Annotated in this window: 29 protein-coding genes; 10 read left to right on the top strand and 19 right to left on the bottom strand. The window is 40.8% G+C overall.

Annotated features, from left to right (window positions below; translation table 11 throughout):
- Positions 1-4: 4 nt before the first annotated feature.
- Both HM131_RS02710 and HM131_RS02705 read right to left on the bottom strand, forming a co-directional pair.
- On the bottom strand, positions 5-1,318 hold the full coding sequence (locus HM131_RS02710) for a glycoside hydrolase family 68 protein (RefSeq protein ID WP_085027694.1): 1,314 nt from the start codon (positions 1,316-1,318) through the stop codon (positions 5-7).
- A 524-nt stretch (positions 1,319-1,842) separates the two neighbouring features.
- Positions 1,843-2,565: a DUF421 domain-containing protein gene (locus HM131_RS02705; RefSeq protein ID WP_232324854.1), complete on the bottom strand. Its 723-nt coding sequence runs from the start codon at positions 2,563-2,565 to the stop codon at positions 1,843-1,845.
- Between the two features lie 156 nt (positions 2,566-2,721).
- On the opposite strand from HM131_RS02705, the gene HM131_RS02700 reads away from it, so the two are divergent.
- The 7 genes from HM131_RS02700 (at position 2,722) to HM131_RS02670 (ending at position 6,745) form a co-directional block, all read left to right on the top strand.
- Positions 2,722-2,979: a metal-sensitive transcriptional regulator gene (locus tag HM131_RS02700; protein WP_085027692.1), complete on the top strand. Its 258-nt coding sequence runs from the start codon at positions 2,722-2,724 to the stop codon at positions 2,977-2,979.
- A 61-nt stretch (positions 2,980-3,040) separates the two neighbouring features.
- Positions 3,041-3,520 carry a DsrE/DsrF/DrsH-like family protein gene (locus HM131_RS02695; protein WP_085027690.1) on the top strand — a complete coding sequence of 160 codons (480 nt, stop codon included), beginning with the start codon at positions 3,041-3,043 and terminating at the stop codon, positions 3,518-3,520.
- A gap of 16 nt (positions 3,521-3,536) precedes the next feature.
- On the top strand, positions 3,537-3,833 hold the full coding sequence (locus HM131_RS02690; protein WP_085027688.1) for a rhodanese-like domain-containing protein: 297 nt from the start codon (positions 3,537-3,539) through the stop codon (positions 3,831-3,833).
- Between the two features lie 39 nt (positions 3,834-3,872).
- Positions 3,873-4,442, top strand: a complete 570-nt coding sequence (locus HM131_RS02685; RefSeq protein WP_085027686.1) for a sulfurtransferase TusA family protein — start codon at positions 3,873-3,875, stop codon at positions 4,440-4,442.
- 39 nt (positions 4,443-4,481) lie between these two features.
- Positions 4,482-5,612, top strand: coding sequence for an MBL fold metallo-hydrolase (locus tag HM131_RS02680; protein ID WP_085027684.1), 1,131 nt, complete (start codon positions 4,482-4,484; stop codon positions 5,610-5,612).
- A 75-nt stretch (positions 5,613-5,687) separates the two neighbouring features.
- The gene (locus HM131_RS02675) at positions 5,688-5,915 is read left to right on the top strand and encodes a sulfurtransferase TusA family protein (protein WP_085027682.1); all 228 of its coding nucleotides are present in this window, start codon (positions 5,688-5,690) and stop codon (positions 5,913-5,915) included.
- Positions 5,916-5,968: 53 nt separating this feature from the next.
- Complete coding sequence (locus HM131_RS02670; protein ID WP_085027680.1) at positions 5,969-6,745, top strand: sulfite exporter TauE/SafE family protein; 777 nt, start codon at positions 5,969-5,971, stop codon at positions 6,743-6,745.
- Positions 6,746-6,890: 145 nt separating this feature from the next.
- Here HM131_RS02670 and HM131_RS02665 read toward each other — a convergent pair whose 3' ends face one another.
- Together HM131_RS02665 and HM131_RS02660 are read right to left on the bottom strand one after the other, a co-directional pair.
- Positions 6,891-7,343, bottom strand: coding sequence for a YueI family protein (locus HM131_RS02665; protein WP_085027678.1), 453 nt, complete (start codon positions 7,341-7,343; stop codon positions 6,891-6,893).
- A 787-nt stretch (positions 7,344-8,130) separates the two neighbouring features.
- A complete protein-coding gene (locus tag HM131_RS02660; RefSeq protein ID WP_085027676.1) occupies positions 8,131-10,035 on the bottom strand; it encodes an LTA synthase family protein in 1,905 nt (634 codons plus the stop codon).
- A gap of 383 nt (positions 10,036-10,418) precedes the next feature.
- Here HM131_RS02660 and HM131_RS02655 point away from each other — a divergent pair, with 383 nt between their 5' ends.
- The gene (locus tag HM131_RS02655) at positions 10,419-10,988 is read left to right on the top strand and encodes a biotin transporter BioY (RefSeq protein WP_085027673.1); all 570 of its coding nucleotides are present in this window, start codon (positions 10,419-10,421) and stop codon (positions 10,986-10,988) included.
- A 642-nt stretch (positions 10,989-11,630) separates the two neighbouring features.
- Here HM131_RS02655 and HM131_RS02645 read toward each other — a convergent pair.
- Positions 11,631-11,939, bottom strand: a complete 309-nt coding sequence (locus tag HM131_RS02645; RefSeq protein WP_085027670.1) for a YrhK family protein — start codon at positions 11,937-11,939, stop codon at positions 11,631-11,633.
- A gap of 97 nt (positions 11,940-12,036) precedes the next feature.
- Here HM131_RS02645 and HM131_RS02640 point away from each other — a divergent pair, with 97 nt between their 5' ends.
- Positions 12,037-13,218, top strand: a complete 1,182-nt coding sequence (locus HM131_RS02640) for a CapA family protein (protein WP_085031749.1) — start codon at positions 12,037-12,039, stop codon at positions 13,216-13,218.
- Positions 13,219-13,364: 146 nt separating this feature from the next.
- On the opposite strand, the gene HM131_RS02635 is transcribed toward HM131_RS02640, so the two are convergent.
- From HM131_RS02635 to HM131_RS02605, 7 genes are all read right to left on the bottom strand, one after another.
- The gene (locus HM131_RS02635) at positions 13,365-15,017 is read right to left on the bottom strand and encodes a b(o/a)3-type cytochrome-c oxidase subunit 1 (protein WP_085027668.1); all 1,653 of its coding nucleotides are present in this window, start codon (positions 15,015-15,017) and stop codon (positions 13,365-13,367) included.
- On the bottom strand, positions 15,014-15,487 hold the full coding sequence (locus HM131_RS02630) for a cytochrome c oxidase subunit II (protein ID WP_085027666.1): 474 nt from the start codon (positions 15,485-15,487) through the stop codon (positions 15,014-15,016). The genes HM131_RS02635 and HM131_RS02630 overlap by 4 nt, the downstream gene beginning before the upstream one ends.
- Positions 15,488-15,499: 12 nt before the next feature.
- Complete coding sequence (locus HM131_RS02625; protein ID WP_085027664.1) at positions 15,500-15,622, bottom strand: cytochrome C oxidase subunit II; 123 nt, start codon at positions 15,620-15,622, stop codon at positions 15,500-15,502.
- A gap of 236 nt (positions 15,623-15,858) precedes the next feature.
- On the bottom strand, positions 15,859-17,202 hold the full coding sequence (locus HM131_RS02620) for a PAS domain-containing sensor histidine kinase (RefSeq protein WP_085027662.1): 1,344 nt from the start codon (positions 17,200-17,202) through the stop codon (positions 15,859-15,861).
- The gene (locus tag HM131_RS02615; protein ID WP_085027660.1) at positions 17,199-17,630 is read right to left on the bottom strand and encodes a GAF domain-containing protein; all 432 of its coding nucleotides are present in this window, start codon (positions 17,628-17,630) and stop codon (positions 17,199-17,201) included. Before HM131_RS02615 ends, HM131_RS02620 begins: the two co-directional genes overlap by 4 nt.
- A gap of 16 nt (positions 17,631-17,646) precedes the next feature.
- Positions 17,647-18,303: a response regulator transcription factor gene (locus HM131_RS02610; RefSeq protein ID WP_085027658.1), complete on the bottom strand. Its 657-nt coding sequence runs from the start codon at positions 18,301-18,303 to the stop codon at positions 17,647-17,649.
- The gene (locus tag HM131_RS02605; RefSeq protein ID WP_085027656.1) at positions 18,300-18,896 is read right to left on the bottom strand and encodes a hypothetical protein; all 597 of its coding nucleotides are present in this window, start codon (positions 18,894-18,896) and stop codon (positions 18,300-18,302) included. The genes HM131_RS02610 and HM131_RS02605 overlap by 4 nt, the downstream gene beginning before the upstream one ends.
- A 147-nt stretch (positions 18,897-19,043) precedes the next feature.
- Between HM131_RS02605 and HM131_RS02600 the strand changes: the two genes are divergently transcribed.
- Positions 19,044-19,292, top strand: coding sequence for a DNA alkylation repair protein (locus tag HM131_RS02600; RefSeq protein ID WP_085027654.1), 249 nt, complete (start codon positions 19,044-19,046; stop codon positions 19,290-19,292).
- 488 nt (positions 19,293-19,780) lie between these two features.
- Here HM131_RS02600 and HM131_RS02595 read toward each other — a convergent pair whose 3' ends face one another.
- The 7 genes from HM131_RS02595 to HM131_RS02565 all read right to left on the bottom strand — a co-directional run bounded on the left by HM131_RS02595 (position 19,781) and on the right by HM131_RS02565 (position 26,041).
- Positions 19,781-20,392, bottom strand: a complete 612-nt coding sequence (locus tag HM131_RS02595; protein ID WP_085027652.1) for a hypothetical protein — start codon at positions 20,390-20,392, stop codon at positions 19,781-19,783.
- 13 nt (positions 20,393-20,405) lie between these two features.
- Positions 20,406-21,593 (bottom strand): ParM/StbA family protein, encoded by a 1,188-nt coding sequence (locus HM131_RS02590; protein WP_085027650.1) that lies wholly within the window; start codon positions 21,591-21,593, stop codon positions 20,406-20,408.
- Positions 21,594-22,313: 720 nt separating this feature from the next.
- Positions 22,314-23,279, bottom strand: coding sequence for a S8 family peptidase (locus tag HM131_RS02585; RefSeq protein WP_085027648.1), 966 nt, complete (start codon positions 23,277-23,279; stop codon positions 22,314-22,316).
- A gap of 172 nt (positions 23,280-23,451) precedes the next feature.
- Positions 23,452-23,814: a rhodanese-like domain-containing protein gene (locus HM131_RS02580; protein ID WP_085027646.1), complete on the bottom strand. Its 363-nt coding sequence runs from the start codon at positions 23,812-23,814 to the stop codon at positions 23,452-23,454.
- A gap of 12 nt (positions 23,815-23,826) precedes the next feature.
- The gene (locus HM131_RS02575) at positions 23,827-24,195 is read right to left on the bottom strand and encodes a rhodanese-like domain-containing protein (protein ID WP_085027644.1); all 369 of its coding nucleotides are present in this window, start codon (positions 24,193-24,195) and stop codon (positions 23,827-23,829) included.
- Between the two features lie 75 nt (positions 24,196-24,270).
- The gene (locus tag HM131_RS02570; RefSeq protein WP_085027643.1) at positions 24,271-25,365 is read right to left on the bottom strand and encodes a sensor histidine kinase; all 1,095 of its coding nucleotides are present in this window, start codon (positions 25,363-25,365) and stop codon (positions 24,271-24,273) included.
- Entirely contained in the window at positions 25,355-26,041 is a 687-nt protein-coding gene (locus HM131_RS02565) for a response regulator transcription factor (protein ID WP_085027640.1), read from the bottom strand. Before HM131_RS02565 ends, HM131_RS02570 begins: the two co-directional genes overlap by 11 nt.
- Between the last annotated feature and the right edge of the window lie 5 nt (positions 26,042-26,046).

The following is a 26,046-nucleotide window of genomic DNA, read 5'->3' as shown; positions in this document are numbered from 1 at the left end:
CCTTTTAGTGTGATGGAATAATTTGACCAGGCTTAAGGGTGCCGTTCACTTTTGTTTCGTCTCCATTAATGGACAGTTTTATAGTAGGAGCGAACGTACCGCCTAGCTGTTTATTACCATTTTCATCAATGTACTCATTCACGAAGCTGATCACTGTACCATTTGGCATGACAGCGTGAGAATACGTCATAAATGGATCATCTTCCGGGTTCGCAACCACAAGTCCATTATCGTTCAACGGCTGATAATCACCGCGAAGGGAATCGTTAACGAATCCGTAGAGACCATCTGGACCATTTAGACCAGGTGCGAATGTAAACTGGTGAGAAATCGTAAACAAGTAGTACTGTCCGCCTTTGACTAAAACATGTGGACGCTCCAGTTGTTGGTTTACTCCGTCTGCTTCAAGAAGCGGTGGAAGCAATTCGAATTCTGTCAGGTCTTCATTCTCTGCAGAAGCGATTCCGACATTTCCGTTATAGTCCTCAGCACCCGCTGGAACTTCATGGTCTTTTCTGAATTCTTCACTGCCGATATTTTCTGGATCTAAAGTTTTCTCATAACCTGCAGAGTTTCCTTCAAAAATGATGTATTCCTTTTTCGTTTTTGGATCTTTGAAGAACCAAGGATCACGGAAGGAATAAATGATATCCCCTGTCTTTTGATCTTGTGTTTCATAGTACTCTCCATCAGCTTCAGCAAGGATCATGTGCTCGCCATGATTACTTAGCTCAACGGACTTATCTTTCTTGTCTACATCAATGTCAAACGTTGTTTTAGCTAATCGCTGTTCAAACGTCGTGCTTTCTTCTCCTTTACGTCCACTTGCTGTATAGAATAAGTGAACCTTTCCGTCCTCTTCCATCATCGCTGAACCAGCCCATTGGCGTGATCCTAATGCTTTGTCTGGATCATAAGATAAACCGCCCATCTCCCAATCTTTGCCGTTTTTAGAGTAGAAGTAGCGAATTTTTGCTTCGTCGTGACGGCCACTCCATGTATATTCTTTAGATGCAGTTAACGCAAAAACAATTTTGTACCCGTTTACGGTTGCGATCGACCCATCACGATTGCGTAACGGCCATGTATCCCATACCCAATAATCAGGAGCGACTTGATCAACGTTGTCGATATCAGGTGCGGTATTTTCTTTATTCAGATTATAATTCTGAGCGTCTTCACGAGACCAAACCGCAGTTTCTGTTTCACTTTTCTCTGCTGCATTTGCGATTCCAGGTGTTTGAACCAATCCTCCCACTAGCATGATAGCCGATAACGCTACCCCTTGTACTACAGATAACTTTTTACCTCTCTTCATCATTCACACTCCCTAAAAATTTTATGGATGAAAGCTTTCGACTTAAACCTAATACATGGTTTCACAGGAAGCAAATGGAATTAATAAACGCAAATAACCAGGGACTTTTGACACCTTAAGCAGACAGTAACCACAATGTAAGCGCTCGATACTAAACTGATATAACGGTTACATGATATCTGAAAAATAATTCTAAAGATACAGGAATCGATTCCACATTCGGGTTTATAGTCGTATTCTTTTACACCTCTTCGTTCCTCACTCTTGTTGTTTGACCTAATGAACTCTTTAAATATAGGTTTAACTATCTACTATATATTGGTTTTGCTAGAATTATTTTCTTCTTTATAGGTCTTTTTTTGAAACTAACCTTACAAATGGTTTCTTTACTCCTAATTTATTTGAACCATAAATGCGGCATGGGGTACTTGTAACTATCTTAAGGAATATATTGTTTAGCTGAATTAAAAAACAGGAGTTGGTTACCTCTGAAGTACACTCCTGCTTTTTCCGGTAAGACTTCCTTAATGCTGTATAGGAGGAAGAGGCCCTTGCTCTTTCCCTTTTCTCAACAATGTAAACTCTCCCTGATCGGAAATCGCCGCATAAAATACATCCTTACTATTTGATACCCCATATTCATCTAATTGTTGCTTAAGCCATTTTTCATCTTTATTCGTTCTATATAAGATATCTGTCTGAATCTCTCCATCCATGATCACCGGAACTTCATACCCCCCACCCCTTGTATATATGTTCATATCTTTTTTTGTGACTGGCTCTTTCCCAGACCTTAACTTAATAGAGAGTCGTCCATTGGCTTCAATAATCCCCATGTCTACATCTTGAATATGGAAAACTTCTTTTTCTCGTAACATTTGTAATATGTTATCAATGGAATAATTGATGTCCTGTAAATTCCTTTCTATTAATTCACCTTTAAAGACCACTATCGTAGGCTCAAAAGTGAGAAGCTTTCCGATTTTCCTATTCTTAAGCTTGCTCCAGATGACGAACTTTTGCACAAATGCTATAGCAATCATAGCAATTACCGTATGAATATGATTGATGTTCGGATCAGCAATATCTGCGCCAACCACAGATCCCAAGACAAGGACAACCAGGAAATCGAATACGGGTAATTCACCAATCGATCTTTTACCCATAAATAATCCAATAAATAATAATAACGGGAGAATCGTAACAATCCTTCCAAGTACTTTAATTGTATCCATCCATAATTCCACTGTCTCACCCCTTTAGTCATAAGGTTCCAAAAGGTATAACCCCTTATGCTAAATTTTTTTGGTTTTACCTGTTGACATTATACCTTATGGGGTATATGATTGTTCATGTGCTGGTCAACAGCGACCTAAAAAACTCCACAAAAGGAGGTCAATACCATGGAATATAATGACGCTATGAGAAATAGAGTGAAGCGTTTAGAAGGACAACTGCGAGGCGTCTTGAAAATGATGGATGAAGGAAAAGATTGCAAAGACGTCATCACACAGCTGTCTGCTTCCAGAAGTGCGATTGATCGTACGATTGGTCTTGTCGTGAGCTCCAATCTTGTGGAGTGCATTCAAGAGGCCGATGATTCACAAGATAAAGAGGACTCCATTAACGAGGCCGTGCAATTGCTTGTCAAAAGCAGATAAATTTTTTTAAATAACAATATACCCTTGCCCGTATATGTATATAAATTAAGGAGGAGATTACATGTCGGAAACAAAAAAGACAAATATTATTTTATTCAGCGGAGATTATGATAAAGCGATGGCTGCTTATATCATTGCCAATGGTGCAGCAGCGTATGATCATGAAGTAACGATCTTTCACACGTTCTGGGGGCTGAATGCTCTTAGAAAAGATGAACCCATCACTGCGAAAAAAGGGTTTATGGAAAAAATGTTCGGGAAGATGATGCCTCGCGGTGCGGATAAAATGGGGCTCTCTAAAATGAACTTTGCAGGATTCGGTCCTAAAATGATCAAAGACGTCATGAAAAAGCATAATGCAATGCCGCTTCCTGACCTTATCGAAATGGCGCAGGAACAAGATATTAATCTTGTGGCATGCACAATGACAATGGACCTGCTTGGACTTCAAAAAGACGAATTGCTTGATGAAATTGAATACGCTGGTGTAGCCGCTTATTTAGCAGACGCTGAAGACGGCAATGTGAACCTGTTTATCTAATAGGAGGTAAAGGAACATGAAAACTTTAACTGCAAATGAAGTAAAAAACCTTTTGGAACAAGAAGAAGAGTTGAACATTGTAGATGTGCGTGAAGATGACGAAGTCGCTCAAGGGATGATTCCTGGAGCGAAGCATATTCCTCTTGGTTCCATTGAAACTCGCGCAAATGAACTGGATTCATCTAAAGAATATATTATGGTTTGCCGATCAGGCGGACGCAGTGGCCGTGCCACACAACTTTTAGAAGAAAAAGGATATGACGTCACCAATATGGAAGGCGGAATGATGAGCTGGGAAGGACCAACCAAATAACAATCATACCCGCATGGGTTATTAGGAGGATGTTGATCAATGGATATTAAAACAGACCTTTCATTAGATGCTAAGGGCCTTGCTTGCCCGATGCCGATTGTGAAAACAAAGAAATCAATGAAAGATATTGAAGCAGGTCAGGTACTTGAGGTGCTTGCAACAGACAAAGGCTCTAAAGCAGATCTAGCTGCATGGGCTAAAAGTGCTGGCCACCAGTACCTTGGCACAGTTGAAGAAGGAGATGTTCTGAAGCACTATGTACGAAAAGCTAGTGATGAAGACTCTCAAGAAACAAAACATGACAAAGTTGTAAATAATGAAGAACTGCAAAATGTTCGTTCTGATGAAAATGCACTAATTTTGGATGTGCGTGAATCTGCGGAATATGCATTTGAGCACATTCCTGAAGCAACGTCCATTCCACTAGGCGAATTAGATGATCGCGCTGATGAATTGGATCGTTCTAAGAAAGTTTATGTTGTGTGTCGTACAGGAAACCGAAGCGACATGGCAGCCCAAAAACTTGTAGAAAAAGGCTTTGAAAATGTTTATAACGTCGTTCCAGGCATGAGTGAATGGTCTGGAGATACAACTTCACTTAACAAATAAAAAATTTTAAACGAAAATATACCTAAGGGGGTAAATGGAATGGCAGTACAAGAAATGACTGTTAAAGAAATGGCTAAGAAAGTTCTTAACAATGAAGAACTGTTTCTATTAGATGTACGAACAGAAGATGATTTTAACGACTGGAAAATCGAAGGTAAGAACTTCGAATACTTGAATATCCCTTATTTTGAATTGCTTGATGGTGTCGAAGAAATCATGGATCAACTTCCATCAGATAAGGAGATCGTAGTCGCTTGTGCTAAAGGCGGATCTTCACAAATGGTTGCTGAGATGCTTAATGATGAGGGGGTAACCAACGTTTATTCTCTTGAAGGCGGCATGAAAGCGTGGAGTGAACACCTAGAGCCTATTAAAGTAAGTGACTTGAATGATGGAGGCGAACTGTACCAATTTGTCCGTATCGGTAAGGGCTGCCTTTCCTACATGGTCACCTCTAACGGAGAAGCTGCAATTATCGATTCTACACGTATGATTGATGCTTATACAGATTTCGCAGAGAAATTGGGAGTAAACATCACACACGTTTTTGATACGCACTTACACGCGGATCACATTTCAGGTGGGCGCAAAATTGCTGAAGCAACCGGTGCCACTTATTGGCTGCCACCGAAAGATGCAGGAGAAGTAACGTTTGATTACCAACCACTTGAAGATGGTGAAAAAGTAACGATTGGAAACACTACGATCGATATCAATGCACTTTATTCACCAGGTCATACCATCGGTTCTACTTCTTTTGTAGTCGATGATCAATTCTTAATGTCCGGCGACATTCTATTCGTGGATTCTATTGGTCGTCCAGACCTTGCCGGTAAAGCAGAAGACTGGGTAATGGACCTAAGAGAAACCCTTTATACACGTTATAAAGAACTCTCTGATGAGCTTGTCGTTCTTCCAGCTCACTTCATGATTATGGATGAGATGAACGAGGATGGCACTGTCGCTGAGAAACTAGGTACACTTTTTGAAAAGAACCATGGTTTAAATATCGATGATCAAGATGAATTTAGAAAAATGGTGACAGAGAACCTGCCGCCACAGCCAAATGCTTATCAAGAAATTCGTGAAACAAATATGGGTAAAATCACCCCTGACAACGAAAAGCAACGCGAAATGGAAATCGGACCTAACCGTTGCGCAGTCAGATAAAACGCATTATTTTCTTAAAGCTTAGCAGCTATTTTAGATATGAAGAATATAACTATTTATTTGGAGGTATTTAATATGAACGTAACAAAAGTACTAGACGCAACAGGACTTGCTTGCCCAATGCCAATTGTTAAAACGAAGAAAGCGATGAAAGAAGTAGATAGCGGAGATGTTCTGGAAATTCACGCAACTGACCAAGGTGCTAAAAGCGATCTTACTGCATGGGCGAAGTCTGGCGGTCACGAACTTCTACAACACGAAGAAGAAAATGGCGTATTCAAGTTCTGGATTCAAAAAGGCTAAATAGTCAAAAAGGGAACCTTTGAACGGTTCCCTTTTTTAAGGAGGTTGCTGAAATGGATTTCGGTTTAATTATTACAGTATTTCTTATTGGATTCGTAGGTTCTTATGTATCAGGAATGTTAGGGATCGGGGGATCGATTATAAAATACCCAATGCTCCTGTACATTCCCCCGCTCGTAGGTTTTACAGCTTTCACGGCCCACGAAGTCTCTGGCATTAGTGCTGTACAAGTATTTTTTGCAACGATCGGCGGTGTCTGGGCTTATCGCAAGGGTGGTTACCTTAATAAACAGCTGATTTTATATATGGGAGTCAGTATCCTGATCGGTAGCTTCATCGGAGGTTATGGTTCCCGTTTCATGTCAGAGAACGGCATTAATATTGTTTATGGAATTCTGGCTTTAATTGCCACCATTATGATGTTCGTACCTAAAAAAGGGTTGGACGATCAGAAGCTCGATGAAGTTCAGTTCAATCGATGGCTGGCTGCCTCTCTAGCTCTTATTGTAGGTATTGGTGCAGGAATTGTAGGAGCAGCTGGAGCATTCTTACTCGTTCCTATCATGCTTGTCGTACTGAAAATCCCTACACGTATGACTATCGCTTCTTCTCTTGCCATAACGCTCATCTCTTCTATTGGAGCTACGGTAGGAAAGGTGACTACAGGGCAAGTTGAATATTTCCCAGCAGCCATAATGGTCGTTGCAAGCCTGATCGCTGCTCCTCTAGGTGCAAATGCAGGTAAGAAAGTCAATACAAAAGTACTTCAGACCGTATTGGCTCTCCTTATCCTGGCCACGACTATAAAAGTATGGTCAGATATTTTTTAAGGTTTGCATTTAACAGAGTCGAATATTCAAAAGCAGATGCTTAAAAGGAGCATCTGCTTTTTTCTGTATAAAAGAGGACCGCATTTCAAACGAGCCCATTTCCCCACACTTCATACATCGCGAGATTACCCCTAATACATAAAGCTCACTTTGGGGTTTTAAATAAAGATTTTAGAATTCTTTTCAATCCTTTATCTTCTTGCGATTCTTCCTCAGAAGAAGGAGGCTCATTAGTTTCTACCTCTATCTTTTCTTTTTCAATTGGGTAGTCTACGACCAGTAATACCCCTACGTCTGTATCTGTTTCCTGATCTGAGACAGATGTAGTATGAATACCGTATTGATCTGCTAGACGGGAATATGGTTTTCGAAATTGATAGCTGACTTTACCGTTCAACAGCAGCTTTGCATCTTTATGTTCTCTCATTTGTTGTGATAATTCATCCATCCCTGCTTCTTGCATCACTTGAGCTTTTGTCAGCATCAGAACGATTCGTTCACGCAAAGTGCCTAGAAACCTTTTCCGTTCTGATGGTTTTGTTTCTCTGCTTCCATAAATGCCTTCCTGTAAATAGTCTTCAACGTCTGGTTTTTTCATCGTTCCACCTCGCTCATTACTGTTTCTATTCTCTCCATCTCTTCTTCACCTATCCCTAATTGTAGGACATCCCTAAGCTGTCTCACATCCATTATGCTTTACGTTCATTACCTTTCTTAGGTTTATCAATTATTAGTCCTGTTGGTGTTTCATTACTCATTTATAGCCTCATGAATACTCAATTTCGAGGCCTTCTGGGATCCGTTACGTTATTACAGATAGGGTTTTGGCTGGAAAATGACTCGCTTTCCTGCGGGGGAACTGGCAAGTCTCCTCAGTCGCTTTGCTCCTTGTGGGGTCTCGCCTATCTCCTTCTCCCGCGGGAGTCTCGCCGTTTTCCAGCTAACCCATCTATTTTGTGCTGAACGGACCCATTTAATATCAGCGTGAGTATCCAGAGATCTTAGGTATATCAAAACCTATCAAAAGTCACTACAGCGTATGACCACTATGTAAATGAATGTAAAGATGTCGTTGGCCTACATCTTTCAAAGGAGTTTCCGTTTTTCCAAATAATCTTAAGGAGGTCCGGGAAATGGTGAGACTCCTGTGGGATGAGCATGACAGATGAGCCCCCGGAGAGTTGATAGCTCGAGGAGACTCAGCGCATGCCCACGGAAAGCAAGCCATTTCCCGGATCTCCAAGCACTTGTCATTTTAACGGAAACCGCCTAACCGAAATTATGTAGATGTCGAGTCTTTCAGAATCCTGCTATATAGTTGAATGGTTTAAACGCAAAAAAGCTTGCAGGAAACGTTGGGTTTCACTGCAAGCCGAGTATAGAAGCTATTCTTCTTTATTTTGTTTACCTTTCGTATCAACCATTTCGGTTTCGTCAAGATAACGTAACAGGTCTCCATAGATAACAGAGTCAGACACGCTCAACTCCTCCTGAGCTGCTTCAAATCCAGGCTCACAGGAATCAGCTTCGACTTCTTCACCTGTTTCTCTGTCATAACAAACCCCTTGTATTCCAACATATTCATCACTCGCAAAATCGCCGTCACGTGTAATCATTAACTCACGTCGGTCTTTGTCCAACAAGTCATGACCGAATTGTACAGGGTTAGAATCCTCAATGCCTAACAAGTTTGTAAGTGTAGGACGAAGGTCGACCTGACCACCTACCGTGTGGTTTTTCTCTGCTTCAATGCTTTTACCATAAATCAGCATTGGAACACGTTGCAATTGAAACTGTTCATAATCATTGATTTCCTTACCAAGGTACTCACCCATTGCTTCCTGGTGATTTTCTGAAATTCCAAAGTGGTCTCCATAGATAACTAGAATCGTATTATCATAGAGTTCAGACTGCTTGAATTCCTCGACAAATTGCTTCAAAGCTTCATCTTGATAACGAATCGTTTGGAAGTAACGGTTCAGCGTACCACTGGATGTTTCGCCTTCCTCAATGAACTTCTCCTCTTCTGGCAATGAGAAAGGATAATGGTTTGTGAGTGTAATCATTTTAGAGTAAAACGGCTTATCCATCTCTTTCATCTTGTCTAAAGAGTCAGAGAAAAAGTATTCATCTAAATAGCCCCAGCCATGTGACTTCTCGGGTGTCACTTCATAATCTTCTTTGGAGAAGAACTCATCATAACCTAAAGAATCGTACATGACATTTCGGTTCCAGAATGTCTTATCATTCGCATGCATTACATTTGTAAAATAGCCATTTTCACTTAATAGAGAAGGCAGGCCTTCATATTCGTTTCCTGAGTGCGTAAAGAAAACCGCACCACGATTCAAAGGATACATGGAATTCGCAAGAAGGAATTCAGAATCTGATGTACGTCCCTGCTTGACCTGGTGGTAGAAGTTATCAAAGTAAATACCTTCTTCTTTCAAATCATTGAAATATGGAGTCAACTCTTCTCCGTGCAGTTTGTTATCAACAACAAACGTCTGTGTACTTTCAAGGGAAAGCAAAATCACGTTTTTCCCTTCAGCCACACCTTCGAGACGATCGCTATCTTCCTGCTTATTCTCATTCATGTAGTTAATGACAGGTACTAATTCGTTACTATCTGCCAGAGTTTTCTTCATTTCGGTCTTTCCTTGAAGAACCGCATCATACACGTGATAGTTGATCAAGCCGATATATTTAACAAGCATATTTCGGTCGAAAGTACGTTCAAGAAGATCTGTACGCTCTTGTTCAGCCCATTGCAAGTTGACCATGAACAATGGAATGGCAATGATAGCTAGTATGATCCCTTCACGTCGTTTAGGTGTAAAGCTGGTCAATCGTTGCGGCTTAAGATAGAACAGCAAGAATGCGGCTATCAAAACATCCACAAACAATAGGATGTCACTGAATTCAAGGATCGTTTGAATGCTGCCTCCCATTCCAGCCAAGTTCGCTACCTGGTTCAACATAGGAATCGTGATGAAATCATTGTACTCACGGTAGAACAGTATGTTTACGTAAAGAAGCAAAGATCCTAGAATGTAGGACACTAACATCCCCCTACGACCACCAAGTAGTATCCCAATCCCGAAGATTAAGAAAATGCTGCTTAGCGGATTGAACGCTAGAATGCTAGCTTCATTCGCATTTTCAACATTTAATGTAAAAATATTGCTCTGTATATAGTTCATTTTTAACCAAAACATTCCGATGACAACGGCATATGCTATCAATTTGAATGCAGTGTTTTTATTTAAGTATTTATTTTTTGTAAACATTGTAAAACCTCCGTTAAATTTTACATTACCCCATTTTACATGATCTGAACAGCTTTTTGTACCAAAATTTTATAGTTTAACCGTTCTGACACATTTGTAATAGCTCCATCAAGGGCTTGTAATCAAAAAATGAATAAAACGTACTAGTTTTATCCATGAATCCCACTAAAATCCAATATGTAATCCTCTTTTTAATAAGAACTCATATCCCCCGGTTTGTAAGGGTTTTAAGATTTAACGAGGCCTGGAAAAAGAGTATAGTTTCATATAGTATCCTACAATTAATCTATGTAAACCGAATTTTTGCACATAAAAAAATATTCCTGTTTACGAACCATGTGTTAACCTATTCATAATAAGGTTAACAAAAGGAGGATTCATCTATGCAAGATCAACGAAAAAAATTAAGAGTGATCGTAAATTGTGCTGTCTTTGCAGCGATTACAGCTATTCTTGCCCAGGTAGAAATTCCGCTTCCTGTCGTACCAATCAGCGGGCAAACGTTAGCTGTAGGACTTACTGCAACCATTTTAGGAAGCAGACAAGGAGCTATTGCTATGGTAGGTTATGCAGCACTTGGAGCAATTGGATTACCTGTTTTCGCAGGATTTAAAGGCGGTGCACAAGTCCTCATCGGCCCTACAGGTGGATACATATTTGGCTTCATTCTTACTGCCTTTATTACTGGTTTCATTCTAGAAAAGACGAAGTTCAACCTTACTATGGCCCTTGTTGCCAATATCGTCGGTATGATCGTTACGCTTATTTGCGGAACCATCCAATTGAAGTTCGTCTTGGATATGTCCTGGAATCAGGCGTTGGCTGCAGGTGTATACCCATTCATCGCCGTTGGTTTAATAAAAGCTTTTCTTGCAAGCTGGATTGGAATTACCGTTAGGAATCGATTGGTTAAGGCCCGCTTCCTTCCTGCAAAGAAAGAAACCGTTGCATAGTAAAGCGAGGAGTCATTCGTTCATAGAATTACTTGATATTCAAAGTGTTAACAGTGGGCAAATGGCAGAATTCCCACAAAGCCTCCTTATCTTGAAGACTTGGATTCGAGATTTTCTCAAGGCCGTTACATAATAAGTTTAAGGTTGGCTGGAAAACAACTCGCTTTCCTGCGGGGGAACTGGCGAGCCGCCTCGATCGCTGCGCTCTCTGGGGGGTCTCGCCTAAGTCCTTCTCCCGCGGGAGTCTCGCCGTTTTCAAGCCAACCCATCTATAGTGTAATTAACGGCCCCATTTAATAGGAGTAAGGAAGCTCTGATTTCCAAAATTACTGATAGGTTTTCGGTAACAATAACGTTTCCGTTCCTCCCAACAGCGGTAAGGAGGTCCGAGAAATCGCGAGACTCCTGTGGGATGAACATGATAGGTGAGACCCCGGAGAGCTTTAGCTCGAGGAGGCTCAGCACATGCCCACGGAAAGCGAGTGATTTCTCGGACCTCCAAATTCTACTTTGGGCAACGGAAAGCTCACAGTACCTCGAAATCGAGTATTCAACTATTCTGCTATTTAGTTGAATAAATCCAGATACAGAAATACTAGCGAATTTGCATAACTTGCCAAGCAAAAAATTATTTTTGTCATGTCATTGTTTCTCTTCATATTCCCTCTCGTAGTGTTTTCTCATATGGAAAGAATGTACAAGCCGAATAGATGGACGGATTAGCATTTGCATACTTCCCAGCACAAATAAAGTAACGCCCCATGTTTTGAGTTCTTCAAAATAAAAACAAATACTTCCTACCAAGAACCATAAACCAAGCAAGAATTCATTAATCGTATATAATATTTTGTATTCTTTTTTAAAGAAAATTTCATGTTTGCCCATACTTATATCGACATATTGCTCTTTCGTTTGTGAGTTGGCATTAGCCTCTTGCCGTGTTGATGACATCTGATTCATCTCCTTCCGCCCATGATGTAAAGCATATTTATTGAAGAACTTCCCAGAACAAAAAAGCGATAAACCAGTTGGAAATGACATCCCACTTATGGTTACAATAGACCTATCAAACATCCACAGGGAGGGGAGTCTAATCAGTCTAATCCGATTCACTATACTCATCGCCCTATCCAGTCTTTATTTGACAGGCTGTAGTTTAACACCATCATTTCTGGAATCCTCTGATCCTGAACCTATCGATAACCATTCCACTTCGAGCATAGAAACGACAGAGAAGAAGCCTTTAAATCTTAATTCCCGGATCAGCGTTTCTGCAGTTGGTGATGTGCTTATTCACGAGAGGATATATCAGAAAGCACGAACGTCTGATGGTTACAATTTCATGCCAATGTTGGAAGAAACAAAACCTACCCTTGAATCCTCAACTATTTCTATCGCAAATCAAGAAACGATGATTGGCGGTAAAGAATTAGGTTTATCAGGATATCCGACATTTAATTCACCGAAGTCCATCGGGGATAATTTGAAAAGTTTAGGCATCGATGTGGTTACTCTTGCCAATAACCATACATTGGATAAGGGAATTACAGGCATTGAGCGGGCGCTCGACCATTGGAATAAGATTGACATGAAGCATACGGGGGCTTATACGGACAAGAAGCAAAGTGAAGAGATTTTAGTTTACGAAACAAAAGAAAACATGGATGTGGCTGTTCTAAGCTATACATATGGCACAAATGGCATTCCATCACCCGAAGGAAAAGAATACGTAGTTAATCGTATCAATTACGAAAAGATGGCCAAAGACATTTCAGAAGCTAAAAAATTAGCGGATGCTGTCATAGTGAGCCTACATTTTGGGAATGAATACCAGCTTTATCCTTCCCCGTACCAGAAAGATGTCGTGCAATTTGCTGCAGACCACGAAGTGGATGCCGTGCTGGGACACCACCCTCATGTGTTGCAGCCGATTAAGTACGTGGAAGGTAAAAACGGAAACCGAATGCTGACGATTTATTCCCTGGGAAATTTTTTCTCAGGTCAGCTGGGTGAACACAAACGGATAGGCGGGATTTTTACATTTGATTTTGTCAAAAAAGCAGATAGCAGAGACGTGGTCCAGGCGGTGGACCCACGATTCCAAATCACCTATGTAACCTCTGATTATCAGGTGGTTCCTATGTCAGATATCCCTGTGCTAAGTGAAGAATACAAAGCAAAGAAAGAGCATATGTCTCAATGGCTTCCAGAACTAACCTTCATAGAGTGACTAAAAGAGCGGATGACCTTATGTCATCCGCTCTTTTCTACTCTTCTTCTGTCTGCAGTTCAACTATGATAGCACTCAACACTGTAAAAAGCACGATGGAAGCAACAGTAAACGCAAAGGAAAATGTCATAATCGCTCTCCTCCTTTTACCAAGTCTGGAATCGGCCTGAGCCTGGCGGTGCGTGCTGAATGATATCGGATAGAGGGATCGTGTACGCTAGAGCAATTAGAATAAAGGCGATCCCAATCCAGATCTTCCAGTTCTCCAAGAATTTTGGTGTGGAGGAAGCATCACTTTCAGCAATTGGAAACTGCATAAATGTACTCTCATCTGCTTTAGGTGCCAGCCACCAAAGCTGAACAACAATGAATATCAGGAGTACAGCTGATAGAAACAGAATAGATCCCCCAACCGCCATAGTTACGTGGTTAGACAGTACTCCCTCAAACCAGGCTTGCGCATCTTCATGCGCATAACCTGTGTAGGCAGTGCGTCTCGGAGCTCCAAGTAACCCTAACAGATGTTGAGCGGTACTCATCAGAAGCATTCCGACAGACCATGTGCCAATTTGTAGAAACGCTAGCTTCTGCAAGGTTTTCGTGAAACGACGGCCAGTCAAATGAGGAATGAGCCAGAAAGTCAGCCCAAAAAACGTCATGGCTACCGGCGTTCCGACAGTGATGTGAAAATGTCCGACCACCCATAAAGTATTATGAATAACTTCATTCATTTGAAAGCTGGCATTAATTATTCCACCAGCTCCACCTGGAATAAAGAAAGCCATAGCAATGAAAATAGAAGTAAACCGCACATCTCGCCATGGAAGTTTCGTCACCCAGCCAAACAATCCTTTTCCACCCAGCTCACGACCTCTAAGTTCAAAAGTTGCGAACATAGAGAAAGCTGTCATTAAAGATGGGATGATGACCATAAACGTTAAAACCGTTTGCAAAAACTTCCAAAAACTTGCGATTCCTGGTTCTGTCAACTGGTGGTGAAATCCTACAGGAATCGAAAACAAGATGAAGAGCACAAAGGACAGGCGCGCTAATGAATCGCTAAATACGCGTCCTCCAATGATTTTGGGTACCACGACATACCATGCCATATAAGCAGGAAGCAGCCAAAAATAGACTAATGGATGACCGAAATACCAGAATAAAGATCGGCTCAATTCTACATTGATCCCCTCAGTCCACCCAAACGCCCATGGAATAAACTGGAACAAAACAGTGGCAACTACCCCTAAACAAGCGATGACCCATAAGATAACTGTAGCCACTGTCATGAAAGCAAATAACGGACTCAGCTCTCCTTTGTTCTGCTTTCTCCACACAATGTAATGACCTACTAATGCAAATCCTTGAATCCACGTTCCTATAACAAATAATGCGAGACCTACATAAAACAGGCCATGGGCTTGTAGTGGAGCATAAAACGTATATAGAACAGAAGCCTGACCTGAGATGACCATCACGACGACAAGCAGCGTACCGATGGATGTCACCCAAAAGCCGATCCAATTCCACAACAGCACTCTTGGTCCAAAGGCTCCTAACGTTCGGCTCATTCCAGACTGAAAGAAGGCAAAGATAAAAAATGTTGTAAATACAATGGCTAAAAGAAGTCCATGTGCGGTAAGCACTTGGTAATAATCGAGCCAGGACGGTAATGTCAAAGCATCATTTCTGATAAATACCTGCAGTAATCCACAAAGAGTGCCTATCAAAAATGCCGCGTAAGCAAATCCTAAATTCGATAATGCGAGCCGTCGATCTCCTTTTGGTACTGTGTTCATTGTTGGATCACCTCGATTTCTGTACTCATAAAATGATGGCCTGAGCCGCAATATTCATTACATACCACAAGATAAGAACCCGGTTCATCAAACGTGTGTGTTCTATGATTGATTTGCCCAGGAACAGCCATCATGTTTACATTTGTCCCTACAATTGAAAAGCTGTGAGTGACATCTTCACTGGTGAGCGTAAAGGTAATCTCTTCTCCGGCCGGGACTTGTAACTTAGCAGGATCGTAGCCGAAAGCCATGGCAATCATGGATACTTCATAGGTTCCATCTTCTTTTTTATGAAGACCAGGCTCGTTAAATGGAGCCGTTTCCCTGACTTTTTCAGGGTCAATGGTCATGTGCCCTCCAGATGGGGTATTTCCCTGATGAAAAGCACTGACTCCCACTACAGATAAAAAGATGATAAGTGCGAAAACGCCAAAGGCCAGCCAAATTTTTTCGTATTTGTGTAAATGCATTTGTCTCTCCCCCTACATCCGGTCAATATATAGATAAAAAATACTCACCCACATCAGAATAATGACAATTCCTACAGCGAATACGCTGATCAATGTCCCCTTCAAACCTGGCTGTGAAGAATGGTCTTTTTTCATAGCTCCAAGCCTCCTTAATTATGTAGTTGATCTATATTCATTGTACGTCTAGCAGGCTCGGGAAAAGTATTGGGGAATCCCCCCATTTAGGTAGTAAAATCCCCTGATTTTTAAGTGCAGCACAAACCCTTTCAGCTGTAGACCCGGGGCATGGATGCAGCCTCACATCAAAATAAGTTATCCGCACGAAATTTTTTATGCTTTTTTAGCCATAAAAAAAGAAACCTGAGTCCGTCTCAGATTTCCTTGGGTACAGTCATTTCAATGGTGGTCCCTTTTCCTGGGATGGATTCAACAGTTAAGTCTCCTCCCACGGCTCGCGCCCGTTCTTCCATACTGAATAGTCCTACCCCTCTTCGAGCGTGGGTTTCAGAGAATCCAACGCCTTCATCCATAATGTATACAGAAAGCTCATTTTCTTTTTCTACAAGTTTTACGGAGGCTTGGTCTATTTCTGCATATTTTCTTACGTTGGTCAAAGCTTCTTGAACGATTCTGTAGATGGTAGTCTCGATCGTGGGAGTCAAACGTGATGAGACAGCCGAATGAAACTCTACTTTCAAACCAAATGACTTATCTAAACGGTGGAGGAAAGAGCGGATAGCAGGTAAAAGCCCCAGTTCGTCCAAAGCAGAAGGCCTAAGCCCCCAGGACATATCCCTTACACTTTGAATAAGATGACTGATATCCCCTGTCATATGGTCAATGAGGGGATGGTCTACTTCTTGCTGTAAACGATGCATGCTGATTAATAAACTATATAGTTCCTGACCGATTCCATCATGCAGTTCACGTGACACTTGTTTTCTCTCTTCCTCCTGAACATGGATCAAACGCTGAGTCATTTTTTTCAGTTCTTGTTCGACACGTTTTCTCTCTGTAATCTCGTTCCTTATGGCTAAGTATTGATAGGGCTTTCCATTTTCGTTCAAGAACGGAACAATCGTGGTATCCACCCAATAGTAAGTACCATCTTTCGCCCTGTTTTGGATTTCCCCTTTCCACACATTCCCCGTCCCAATTGTTCTCCATAGGTTCTTGAAAAACTCTTTAGAATGGTACCCTGAGTTCAATATCCGGTGATCGCTGCCAATCAACTCATTGATTTCATATTTTGAAATCTCACTAAATTTATCATTCACATAACGAATTTTTCCTCTTCGATCGGTTAAAGCTACAATCGATGATGCATCTAAAGCATATTTGATGTCAAGCAATTCTTTTAAATGTTGATACGATCCATTATCCATTACTGTCCGGTGCTCGAGATTTTGCACCGTTACAAAGTAACGCTTTCCTTTTTCATCCGTCCATTCTTGTACCACAACGAAAACCGGAAATGGACTCCCGTTTAAAGGAGTGACGTAGCGCTGGAGGAGAACTCCCTTTGAACAATCCGGTAGTGCGTTCTCTTCGAACTCTAGGAACAAATCCGCGATATGAACATCTGTATCTGCCATTTTAAAAAGCTGTTTCGCTTTTTTATTAGCACTGAGTACATAACCGTTTTCTCCTACAACTAAAAATCCTTCATGCTCTTGAATAGCTGTCGTATTCGATTGAGGACTACTGTTTGTCATGATAAGGCCTCCTTCCTTTTGAGTTGAGAGACAATGCGCGTGAGGTATTCTTGTAATATTTGCGTATCAGGTAAAGGATGACTTTCACGATAACCAATAAGCAGCACAGAGTCGAAGATTTTAGTATTTACCAATGGAACCGCTAGGAATGATTGGAGTTTTTCAGCCAAAATGATTGGATATTTCGTAATTTCATCAGTGAGTTGATTACGATGCTTGCAGGCGAATGGCCGACCCGTTTGCATAACTTTTCCAGCTACTCCATACCCATAAGAGATTTCCATCCGCTTGTATTTATCAGTCATTGGATTTAACGCATAAGTCCATTTGATTTTTCGTGTCTCCCCATCCCATTCAGCAATGGCAATGAATGAGGCTTCTGTGACTCTTTGAAGCTCTCTACAAACATCCCCCATGGTTTCGTTCATGTCTTGTCATCCTTTACTAAATTGAATACCCAAGTAATCCTCGCTTCCAAGCATACTCTACAAGTTCAGGTCTTGTTCTCAATTTAAGCTTTTCCATTACTTTAGCTTTATGAGCTTCTACTGTTTTAACACTAATGACTAGTTTAGTTGCAATTTCTTTATTGGAAAACCCCTTAGCTACAAGGGCTAGTACTTCACGTTCCCGATCGGTTAAAAGGCGGTAGGTATCTGCTTTGCCATTGTTCTTAATTTTGTCCATGTAGTCTTCCATCAGGCGTTTTGTCGCCGATGGATATAAATACGCATCTCCGCTTGCCACTTGCCTAATGGCCTTCACGAGCTCCTCGTGCGGTGCATTTTTTAATATACATCCAGATGCGCCCAATTCAATGGCTCTGAATAAATACTCTTCATCATCATGCATGGTCAAAATTAAGATTTGAGTATCTTGGAATTGCTTTTTAATTTCCGAAGTTGCTGATAACCCATCTTTTCCATGCGGCATTGAAAGGTCCATTAATACGACCCGAGGATGTTTCTCTTCCACTTGCTGATAAGCTTCGTCCCCTTCAGAAGCTTCACCGACTACTTCAAAATCATCGACCGCATCCAACAGCATAGTCAGTCCGGACCTTACGACGGCATGATCATCGACAATCACAATTGAGATCATAGTTTTCCTCCTTGCACTAAATGAGCTGAGAACCAGCGCCATTCTATCTGATCTTTCCTTCTTATGAACTCCATCTCTATATCTAAGTCTTTCTGTAATAACTGTAACAATTCCTCCTGATCTGATGAAAAGCTCTCGATATAAGATTTGTATCTGAACAGGATCCCTAATTGATCAACTTCAATCTTCACATAATCCGTTTCCGAGTATTCGAGAATTAACTTCAGTGTTATTTGCAATAGCCGAAAAGCCAACACACCGTTATTTGCAAAGATTTGATTCAGCTTGTGCGAATGGGCGAAATCAATTTTAACACCGTATCGCTTTTCCACTTGTTTTATATAACTTTTAAGAGCAAAGGTAAGTCCGTATTCTTGATATAAAAGAGGATAGATTTCTTTAGAACGGTTTCTCATATCCTCAATTAAATGTATCAATAAAGCCCTCACATCTTCTTTACAGCTATCTGCATCTACATGATGTAAAGCACTCGTCAATAACTGTGCATATCTCTCATGCAAATCATATGACATCTCAAACAGCATGGATTCATACATCTTTGAAATTACATGAGTGGGGGATGAGACAGTCATGCGTATTCACCTCTCCTACTTAAATTCTTACTTTCTATCCTACATCCATTAGAGCTAAACAGATATTAGGGCATTCCCTTATTTTACAGAGAATATATCCTGCATAATTTTGGATACAAGTGAGAAACTAACCATGGAGGTGAAAGGATGGAACCATATTTATGTCCCAATTGTAAGACCAATCGTTCCAGGTTTAACATTATTGAACAGCGTGCAAAATCCGTTAAGATTAATCCAAAATCAGGTGAAGTGGAAGTGGAGTATACAGATGATAATCTGGACGTTTTCCATACGCCCTACAATGGCCCTGCGAAAAAGATCCAATGTGGATCCTGTGGACTTATCGAAAACGAACAATCTTTTGTAGCTTATGCGAACCATAACCGCTTATCGTAAACAAACCTCAGTCACCTTAGAGGTTTGTTTTATTTATGTTTTTCTAAAGAGGTACCTGTCCATAACCTTGCGACATGTATTACTGGCCAACGTACAATTCTAGAGCAATTACCGTAGGACCCATTCCTTTGTTTTGAATGAGAGAATAACTTTTATATAAGTTGTGAGCGTTCGCTGATTTGTTGTCTAAGGTGATAAGCAGTCCATAAATGTAGCAGCTGTCTGGATAAGGTGTTGCTAAAAATCATCATTTAAAATATGGCCGTTCCAATAAAACTCATAATTAAATAGGCAACACTAAATTCTACCTCTAAGTTAAAAGCTTTTCCATCCATTCTCTTTGGTTGGAATGATCTTAAGTGAAGGTTCTTCGGAAATATATGTGCCCTGCAGCCTAATGGTTACACCTGAGAAAGTTACCTACAAACCATTTTTAATTTCCTAAGTAATAAAAAAAAGCCCCGCTACTAATCAGCTGGGACTTTTCATTACTTATTCATCTTCGAAAGGAAGTCACCTAAAAGGTCATCCTCTTCTTCATCATCGTTTAGCGACTCTTCCTCTTTATTTTCGTGGAGATCTTCTTGCAAATGATCCAGACTAAGCCCTTCCAGTTCATCATCAATGTCCTTCCACTCTTCGCCAGAATCCTCTTGTACTGGTTCAGGTTCGGTTGGTACTGGTACTGGAACTGACTCACGCTCCTCTGCAGCCGCTGCCTCCTCTTCTTGTAAATATAAAGCATCATTGATGTCGTAGGCATTGCTGTTTAAAGAAGCCAAAAGAGTCGTCGCCCTTACCGGGTCCATCATAAGCTGGTATAGAATGCTCCCGATCAGCGCTTCCGAGTGCTCATGCTTCATCCAGTTCCGTTGTTCTTTTGTAAGAGGTTTTGGGAGCGGGACGGATATGGTTTCTTTCCCTTTTGAAAGTGATTCATTTACTCCATTAAGTACAAATTGTGCAATCTTGCTAGAAAAGTTTCTTCGTTCTGTATCTTTCAGATGAGAGAGTTGGCGTAACAAATGGTCGGGTGTATCTGAGGGGACACGAAACGTGATCGACTGTCCCCTCTCCACACTTCTTTTAGACTGACTCATGGTATACCATCACTTACTTAGATGAGGCTGCTTTTTGTTCTTGTTTCTTGTTTTCTTTTCCAGTTTGCTTAGAATTTTTGCGGATATAATCAGAAATCAACTTGTAATAAGCATTCGCCATCATCCAGATACTTTCATTCTCATCTTCGAAAAACTCAATATTGAAGCCATCAAGTTTATTGTTTAACGACTTAATATATTCTTTAAGCACTGCTGAACCGCCACCAACGAAATAACAGATCTCAGATTGAGAGTTCTTTTGCCATACATTTCTTAGATAGCGATACTGCTTTTTCGCCAGTTCAAGAAGGATGCGGTCAGTAATATCATGAACGTTCGTCCGGCTACCTTTAACCATAATGTGATGGCGATCATTGTTTCGAGTAATGATGTCAACTACATCACGTCGACTATCCAGTTCAACTCCATGTTTCGTAAGAATCTCATCTCTGATCATTTCAAGAGATTCAGAGACTCCTAAGTTGAACCCTTGAGCCTTATCGTCATCGACATTACGGTTACGGATGACAGCGATGTCCGTTGATAAACCACCAATATCCTGGATAAGGATCTGTTTATCGATAAGCTCTCTATTAATGATGTTTAAATCATTATCCATAACCAGGTTGATGTATGCCGCAAATCCTTCAGGATAAACTTTCACTTCGTCAAACTTGATGTTCACTTTCATACCTTGATATTTAGGGGTGACTAGGAACTCGACTTGGTGCACGGATCCTAGCAGTTGGGAACGGTAACCTACATCCTTGCCTTCCTTAACTTCGCGAAGTGGTAAACCTGTTCCTAGCGTATAGTTAGCTTCTACCACATTGTTTTTTGCAGATTGTGCATTCTTCCCTTCCACAGCATCCATCGCTAGAGAAGCGAATAGCATAATCAGCGTCTGATCTTCCTCAGATTTATAACTTCCCGGATCCAATTCCGTGGAGTTCGTTGTTTTCGTAGCCAGATTACCTACTCGATAGATAGCATTATTTTCTTTTAATGCTGGGGAATGCACTCGAATATGTAAGTTATCGAGTGGATTTTTTTCATCTAAATCTTCAATTCCGATAACAGGGCGATCTTCTAAGTCTCTCGCAATCACGTTTGGAATATATAGGGATGATTCTAATTTTCCAAAGTTAGCCTTCACTGCATCATTACCCACGTCAACAGCTGCAATTCTCGAGTTTGTCATTAAAACAGCTCTCCTTTATTATTACTAGATTTTACCTACTTCACCTCTAATCTATAAAACTATTCCAGCAAAGTCAATGCGCCTTTAGATGTACTCAAATACGTTTGCATGCCTCCATTTGTGTACACATGTTTACAAATACGCACACATGTCTAAATACCAACATGCATACGCTTTTGTAAACATGCACACAATTTGAATTCAAAAAGAATGCAATTTGTTTACATGCACACATATACGTGTACAAACTATTAAAACAGATTTTTTTACAAAATTATACACAAAACTCCGGACTGAGTTTAAAGTTTGTTTTCTAAAACGCGGACTGAGAATAAGACTTTTAGATTACGTGGAGTTATGCTTTAAAAATATATATCTAAAAGAAGTTTTTTCTTTAATAGATTTAAATAATCTGCAAGTAGAATATAGAATAGTAGTAAAAACATAATACTTTAAGATGTATGGATAAAAAGAAAAGATAAAATGAAAGGAAAGGAAAAAATAAAGTAGAATTGGCAGAGGATAGAGTGTAAGGAAAAGAAGGGAAATTTCAAACTATAAACTAAAGCCAACAAAACAGCCCCATTTATTTCTTCCCTCCCCTACTCTACCTTATAGGACAACAAAGCTTTATCCTATAAGGGATCTAGAAGCCCTCAATCATAGGATGCATAGTAAAACAAAAAAACATCCCCTGCTAAAAAACAGGGGATGTTAAAATTAGTTATTAATGTAGGTACTAAAAAGATCTTCGAGTTTTTGAACTAAAGCGAGGGTCAGCAATCCATTTCCTTCTGCACATTTTTTATAACCTAATGGTGTAGTACGCTTAATGAGCTGGGAGAAGATTTCTGCCTCTGTCATATGACGCTCAAACTGTTTTTCTACTAAAGGAATGAGAAGAGCCAATCCGCCTGAAACGTGAGGGGTAGCCATAGAGGTACCAGAGAGCTTCGCATATTTCCCTTCAATGTAAGTGGACAAAACCTTAACTCCAGGAGCGACCAGATCTATCTCGTCATTTGTATTCGTAAAGTCTGCAAGGGCCCTATTTTCATCTACTGCACCAACTTGAATAACTTCATTATAGGCACCAGGGTACCCGTATTCAGGGGTGCTTGGTCGCCCATCCCCTTCGTTGCCGGCTGCACATACAACGGAAATATCTTGATCCACTGCTTTTTTAATGACCGTATGAAGCTCTTCGGAATCATCTGGCCCGCCGAGGGACATAGAAATGATACGAACCTTCTCTCCGTCTGGACCAGACCATTGAATGGCATACTCAATCGCATCAATAATCCATTGGTATTCTCCACTTCCAGAACCCTTCAATACCTTCAATACCAGGAGACTTGCCTCAGGCGCAACGCCTACTACCCCTTCTCCGTTCTCTATAGCAGCAATTGTCCCCGCAACATGAGTTCCGTGGCCATTGTTATCTGCGTAGTTCTCAGGGTCACTATCATAGTCTGAGGTAAAGTTGCGCCCGCCTATGATTCTACCCTTTAAATCTGGATGATCTAATTGACAGCCAGTATCGATAACAGCTACTACACTTCCTCTACCCCTGTCGCTATCCACCCACAAGTCTTCGGCTTCAATCATCTGTACACCTTTAGGAATTTCTGATGTACTCTCCAAGACCTCTTCCGTACGATATGGAATCAATTTCATTTCACTCATTTTATTCCTCCTCGTAACATCTCTATTTTCTGGAGTTCAATCATGATGAAAGGGAATCTCTACCATCAGTATACCATTTGTTTAAAAATTCTGAGATATATACGCATGAAAAAAGGGATAAAGTCCCGTGAATCTCACAGTGCTTCATCCCTAAACGATGCCAATACAGGAATTATACCCAGGTCCCCATACCGCCTTTTACATTGTATAAATTTTTAAAACCTTGTTTTCTTAATAGTTTTGCTGCCTTGGTGCTTCTCATACCGCTTTGACAAACTAAAACCACCCTGTCTTCACGGTTAATCTCATCAGATCTTCTCACCAAATCTGATAATGGTATGTTTTTGAACGGCTTTCGGTGGTTTGCCCGGAACTCACCTGGTGTCCGAACATCTATAAACTGTACATTTTTCTCCTTCATAAGCTTCTGAGCTTCTTGTGAAGTGATCGATTCAACACCTTTAGCAGGCATGAAGCGCTTCGCAACAAATATAGCTATACCTATGATAATAATCCATTGAATTAGACTTTCCATTTCCAGCACCTCCTATTTTTCACACATACAAGGAACAGCATGATAACTGGTCATTTGATCAGCCATCGTGTACCCGATTACTTCATACCCTTTTTTACGAAGTAGCCGGGTACATAGGTTTCTTTCAACCTGATCAGATACGATTAATGCAACCTTTTTATCTGGTAAATCTGTATGATGACGGTTTAAATAGGATAATGGAATACAATAGGCATCTCCTACCCGATCCCTGCTTGAGGTCTGGTAATCCCTTGCATCAAGAAGAATCGTATCTTGTCCTATTTCATTCACATCTATTCGTTTTAAATTGTGGACTGGCCAGTATCTATTCATAAAGAACAACAACATCAGTATAGCTGCACTAACTGTAATAGCAATCATTGTTCCACTCCTTATTCATTCATTCTTGTTCCACTATATACCCTGCACGGTATAATGTCAACAAAGAAAAATGCCTCAGCTCTGGCTGACGACATTAGGCAAACAAACGATAAACTTATGGATGTGTTCATCACTTTCTACTTCTATGCTTCCTTTATGACGATCGACGATCTCTTTACTAATCGCTAATCCTAAACCCGATCCTCCGGTATCTCTTGACCTGGATGTATCAACCCTGTAAAACCGTTCGAAGATCTTCTCAAGTTGCTCGTTAGGAATTGATAGTCCGGGACCTTTTACAAATATCGTGTAATCGCTCCCAGATTTTTCTCCTTTTATCTCTACAGCCTCGTCTCCACTATAATAACTCAGTGCATTACTCAAAAGGTTGGTGAGTACCTGCTGCATCCCTCTATTGTCTACATAGATCTCTGCTGTATCTACATCTACATGAAGTGGAATTCCTTTTTGCTGAAACTCTAGTGCATAAAGTTTAACCACATGATCAATTAGCTCTCGTGCTTCTATAAGGTCGGGAGATATCATTGTATCAAGGGCGGAACCATCCCATTCACGAATCCAGTCAATTTGACTAAGTAAATCAGTGATGCGCTGTGTTTCCTCATACAGTGATTGATAGATAGCAGGATCACCTTTTATAATTCCTTTTTGAAGAGCTTCCAAATACCCCCTGAGGTTCGACAGCGGCGTTCTTATTTCATGAGACATATCGCTAAGCATCCGGTTTCGAAGCTTTTCGTTCAATTGGAGTTTTTGGTTTAGGTCGTTAACGTGCTGAACCAGCTGGCCTATATCATCCGTTTCACGGTCAACAGAAATCGGTTCTGGATAACGTCCATTACGGATTTCCCTGACCGATCCTTTCATTTGCTGAATTGGTTTTAACATCGATCGTGTGACTTTCACATAAACAAAACCACCTATAATAATGGCACCAGCGCTAATGAGCCAAAAATAGCCGAGCAAATCTACATGAAATCCATTTTGAACAGAACGGGTAACTCCATTCATTTCGCCAACCAGGCTGCATGCCGTTTGATAAATTGTAAGACCGCTAAATAGAAGAAAGCTTGCAAGAATAAAGATCTGAATCATAGTCAGACGAACTCGTAAATCAGAAGAAATATATTGCTTAAACTTATTTCCCAACAAATTTATACCCCATTCCTCTTACGGTTACAATCCGCTTTGGCTGTCCTGGATGCTCTTCAATCTTTCTTCTTAGTTTTTTTACATGGGCATCTATTGTCCTTGGGAAGATTTCTGCATCGGAGCGAGGGTGAATATGATCAATCAATTGTTCTCGGGAGAATACTTGGCCCGGGCTTTCCACCAGAAGGTAAAGTAGGTTGAATTCATAGCTGGTAAGTTCGATTTCTTCTCCGTCCAGCCAAACCTCTCCCTTTCTAGGTTTGATGACAAGTCCTTCGTGAGCAATTTTTTGACACAGCCTCCCCGTTCGGCGTAACACGGCTTCAACATGGGCCATCAGCTCCTCTGGACTGAAAGGCTTTGTCATATAGTCATCTGCCCCTAGTTTTAATCCATTGATCTTTTCTTGTGTACGTGCTTTTGCCGACAGCATGATGACCGCGGGATCTTCCGGTGTTTCTACACTTTTCACCCAAAGGCAAAACTCTTCCCCGCTTATACCTGGAAGCATTAGATCCAGAATGATTAAACATGGCGCATGTCTTAAGTAAAGCTCCTGTGCTTCTATCCCGTCATAGGCCTGGAGCGTTTTATATGAATCACGCTCTAAATAAAGCTTGATGAGGTTGGAAATTTTAGCGTCGTCTTCGACAATCATAACTTTAGGATTCATCGCTT

The sequence above is a fragment of the Halobacillus mangrovi genome (assembly GCF_002097535.1).
GTDB lineage: Bacteria > Bacillota > Bacilli > Bacillales > Halobacillaceae > Halobacillus > Halobacillus mangrovi_A.
Note: the sequence above shows the minus strand (reverse complement) of the source record. Positions and strands in the feature narration are given on the sequence as shown.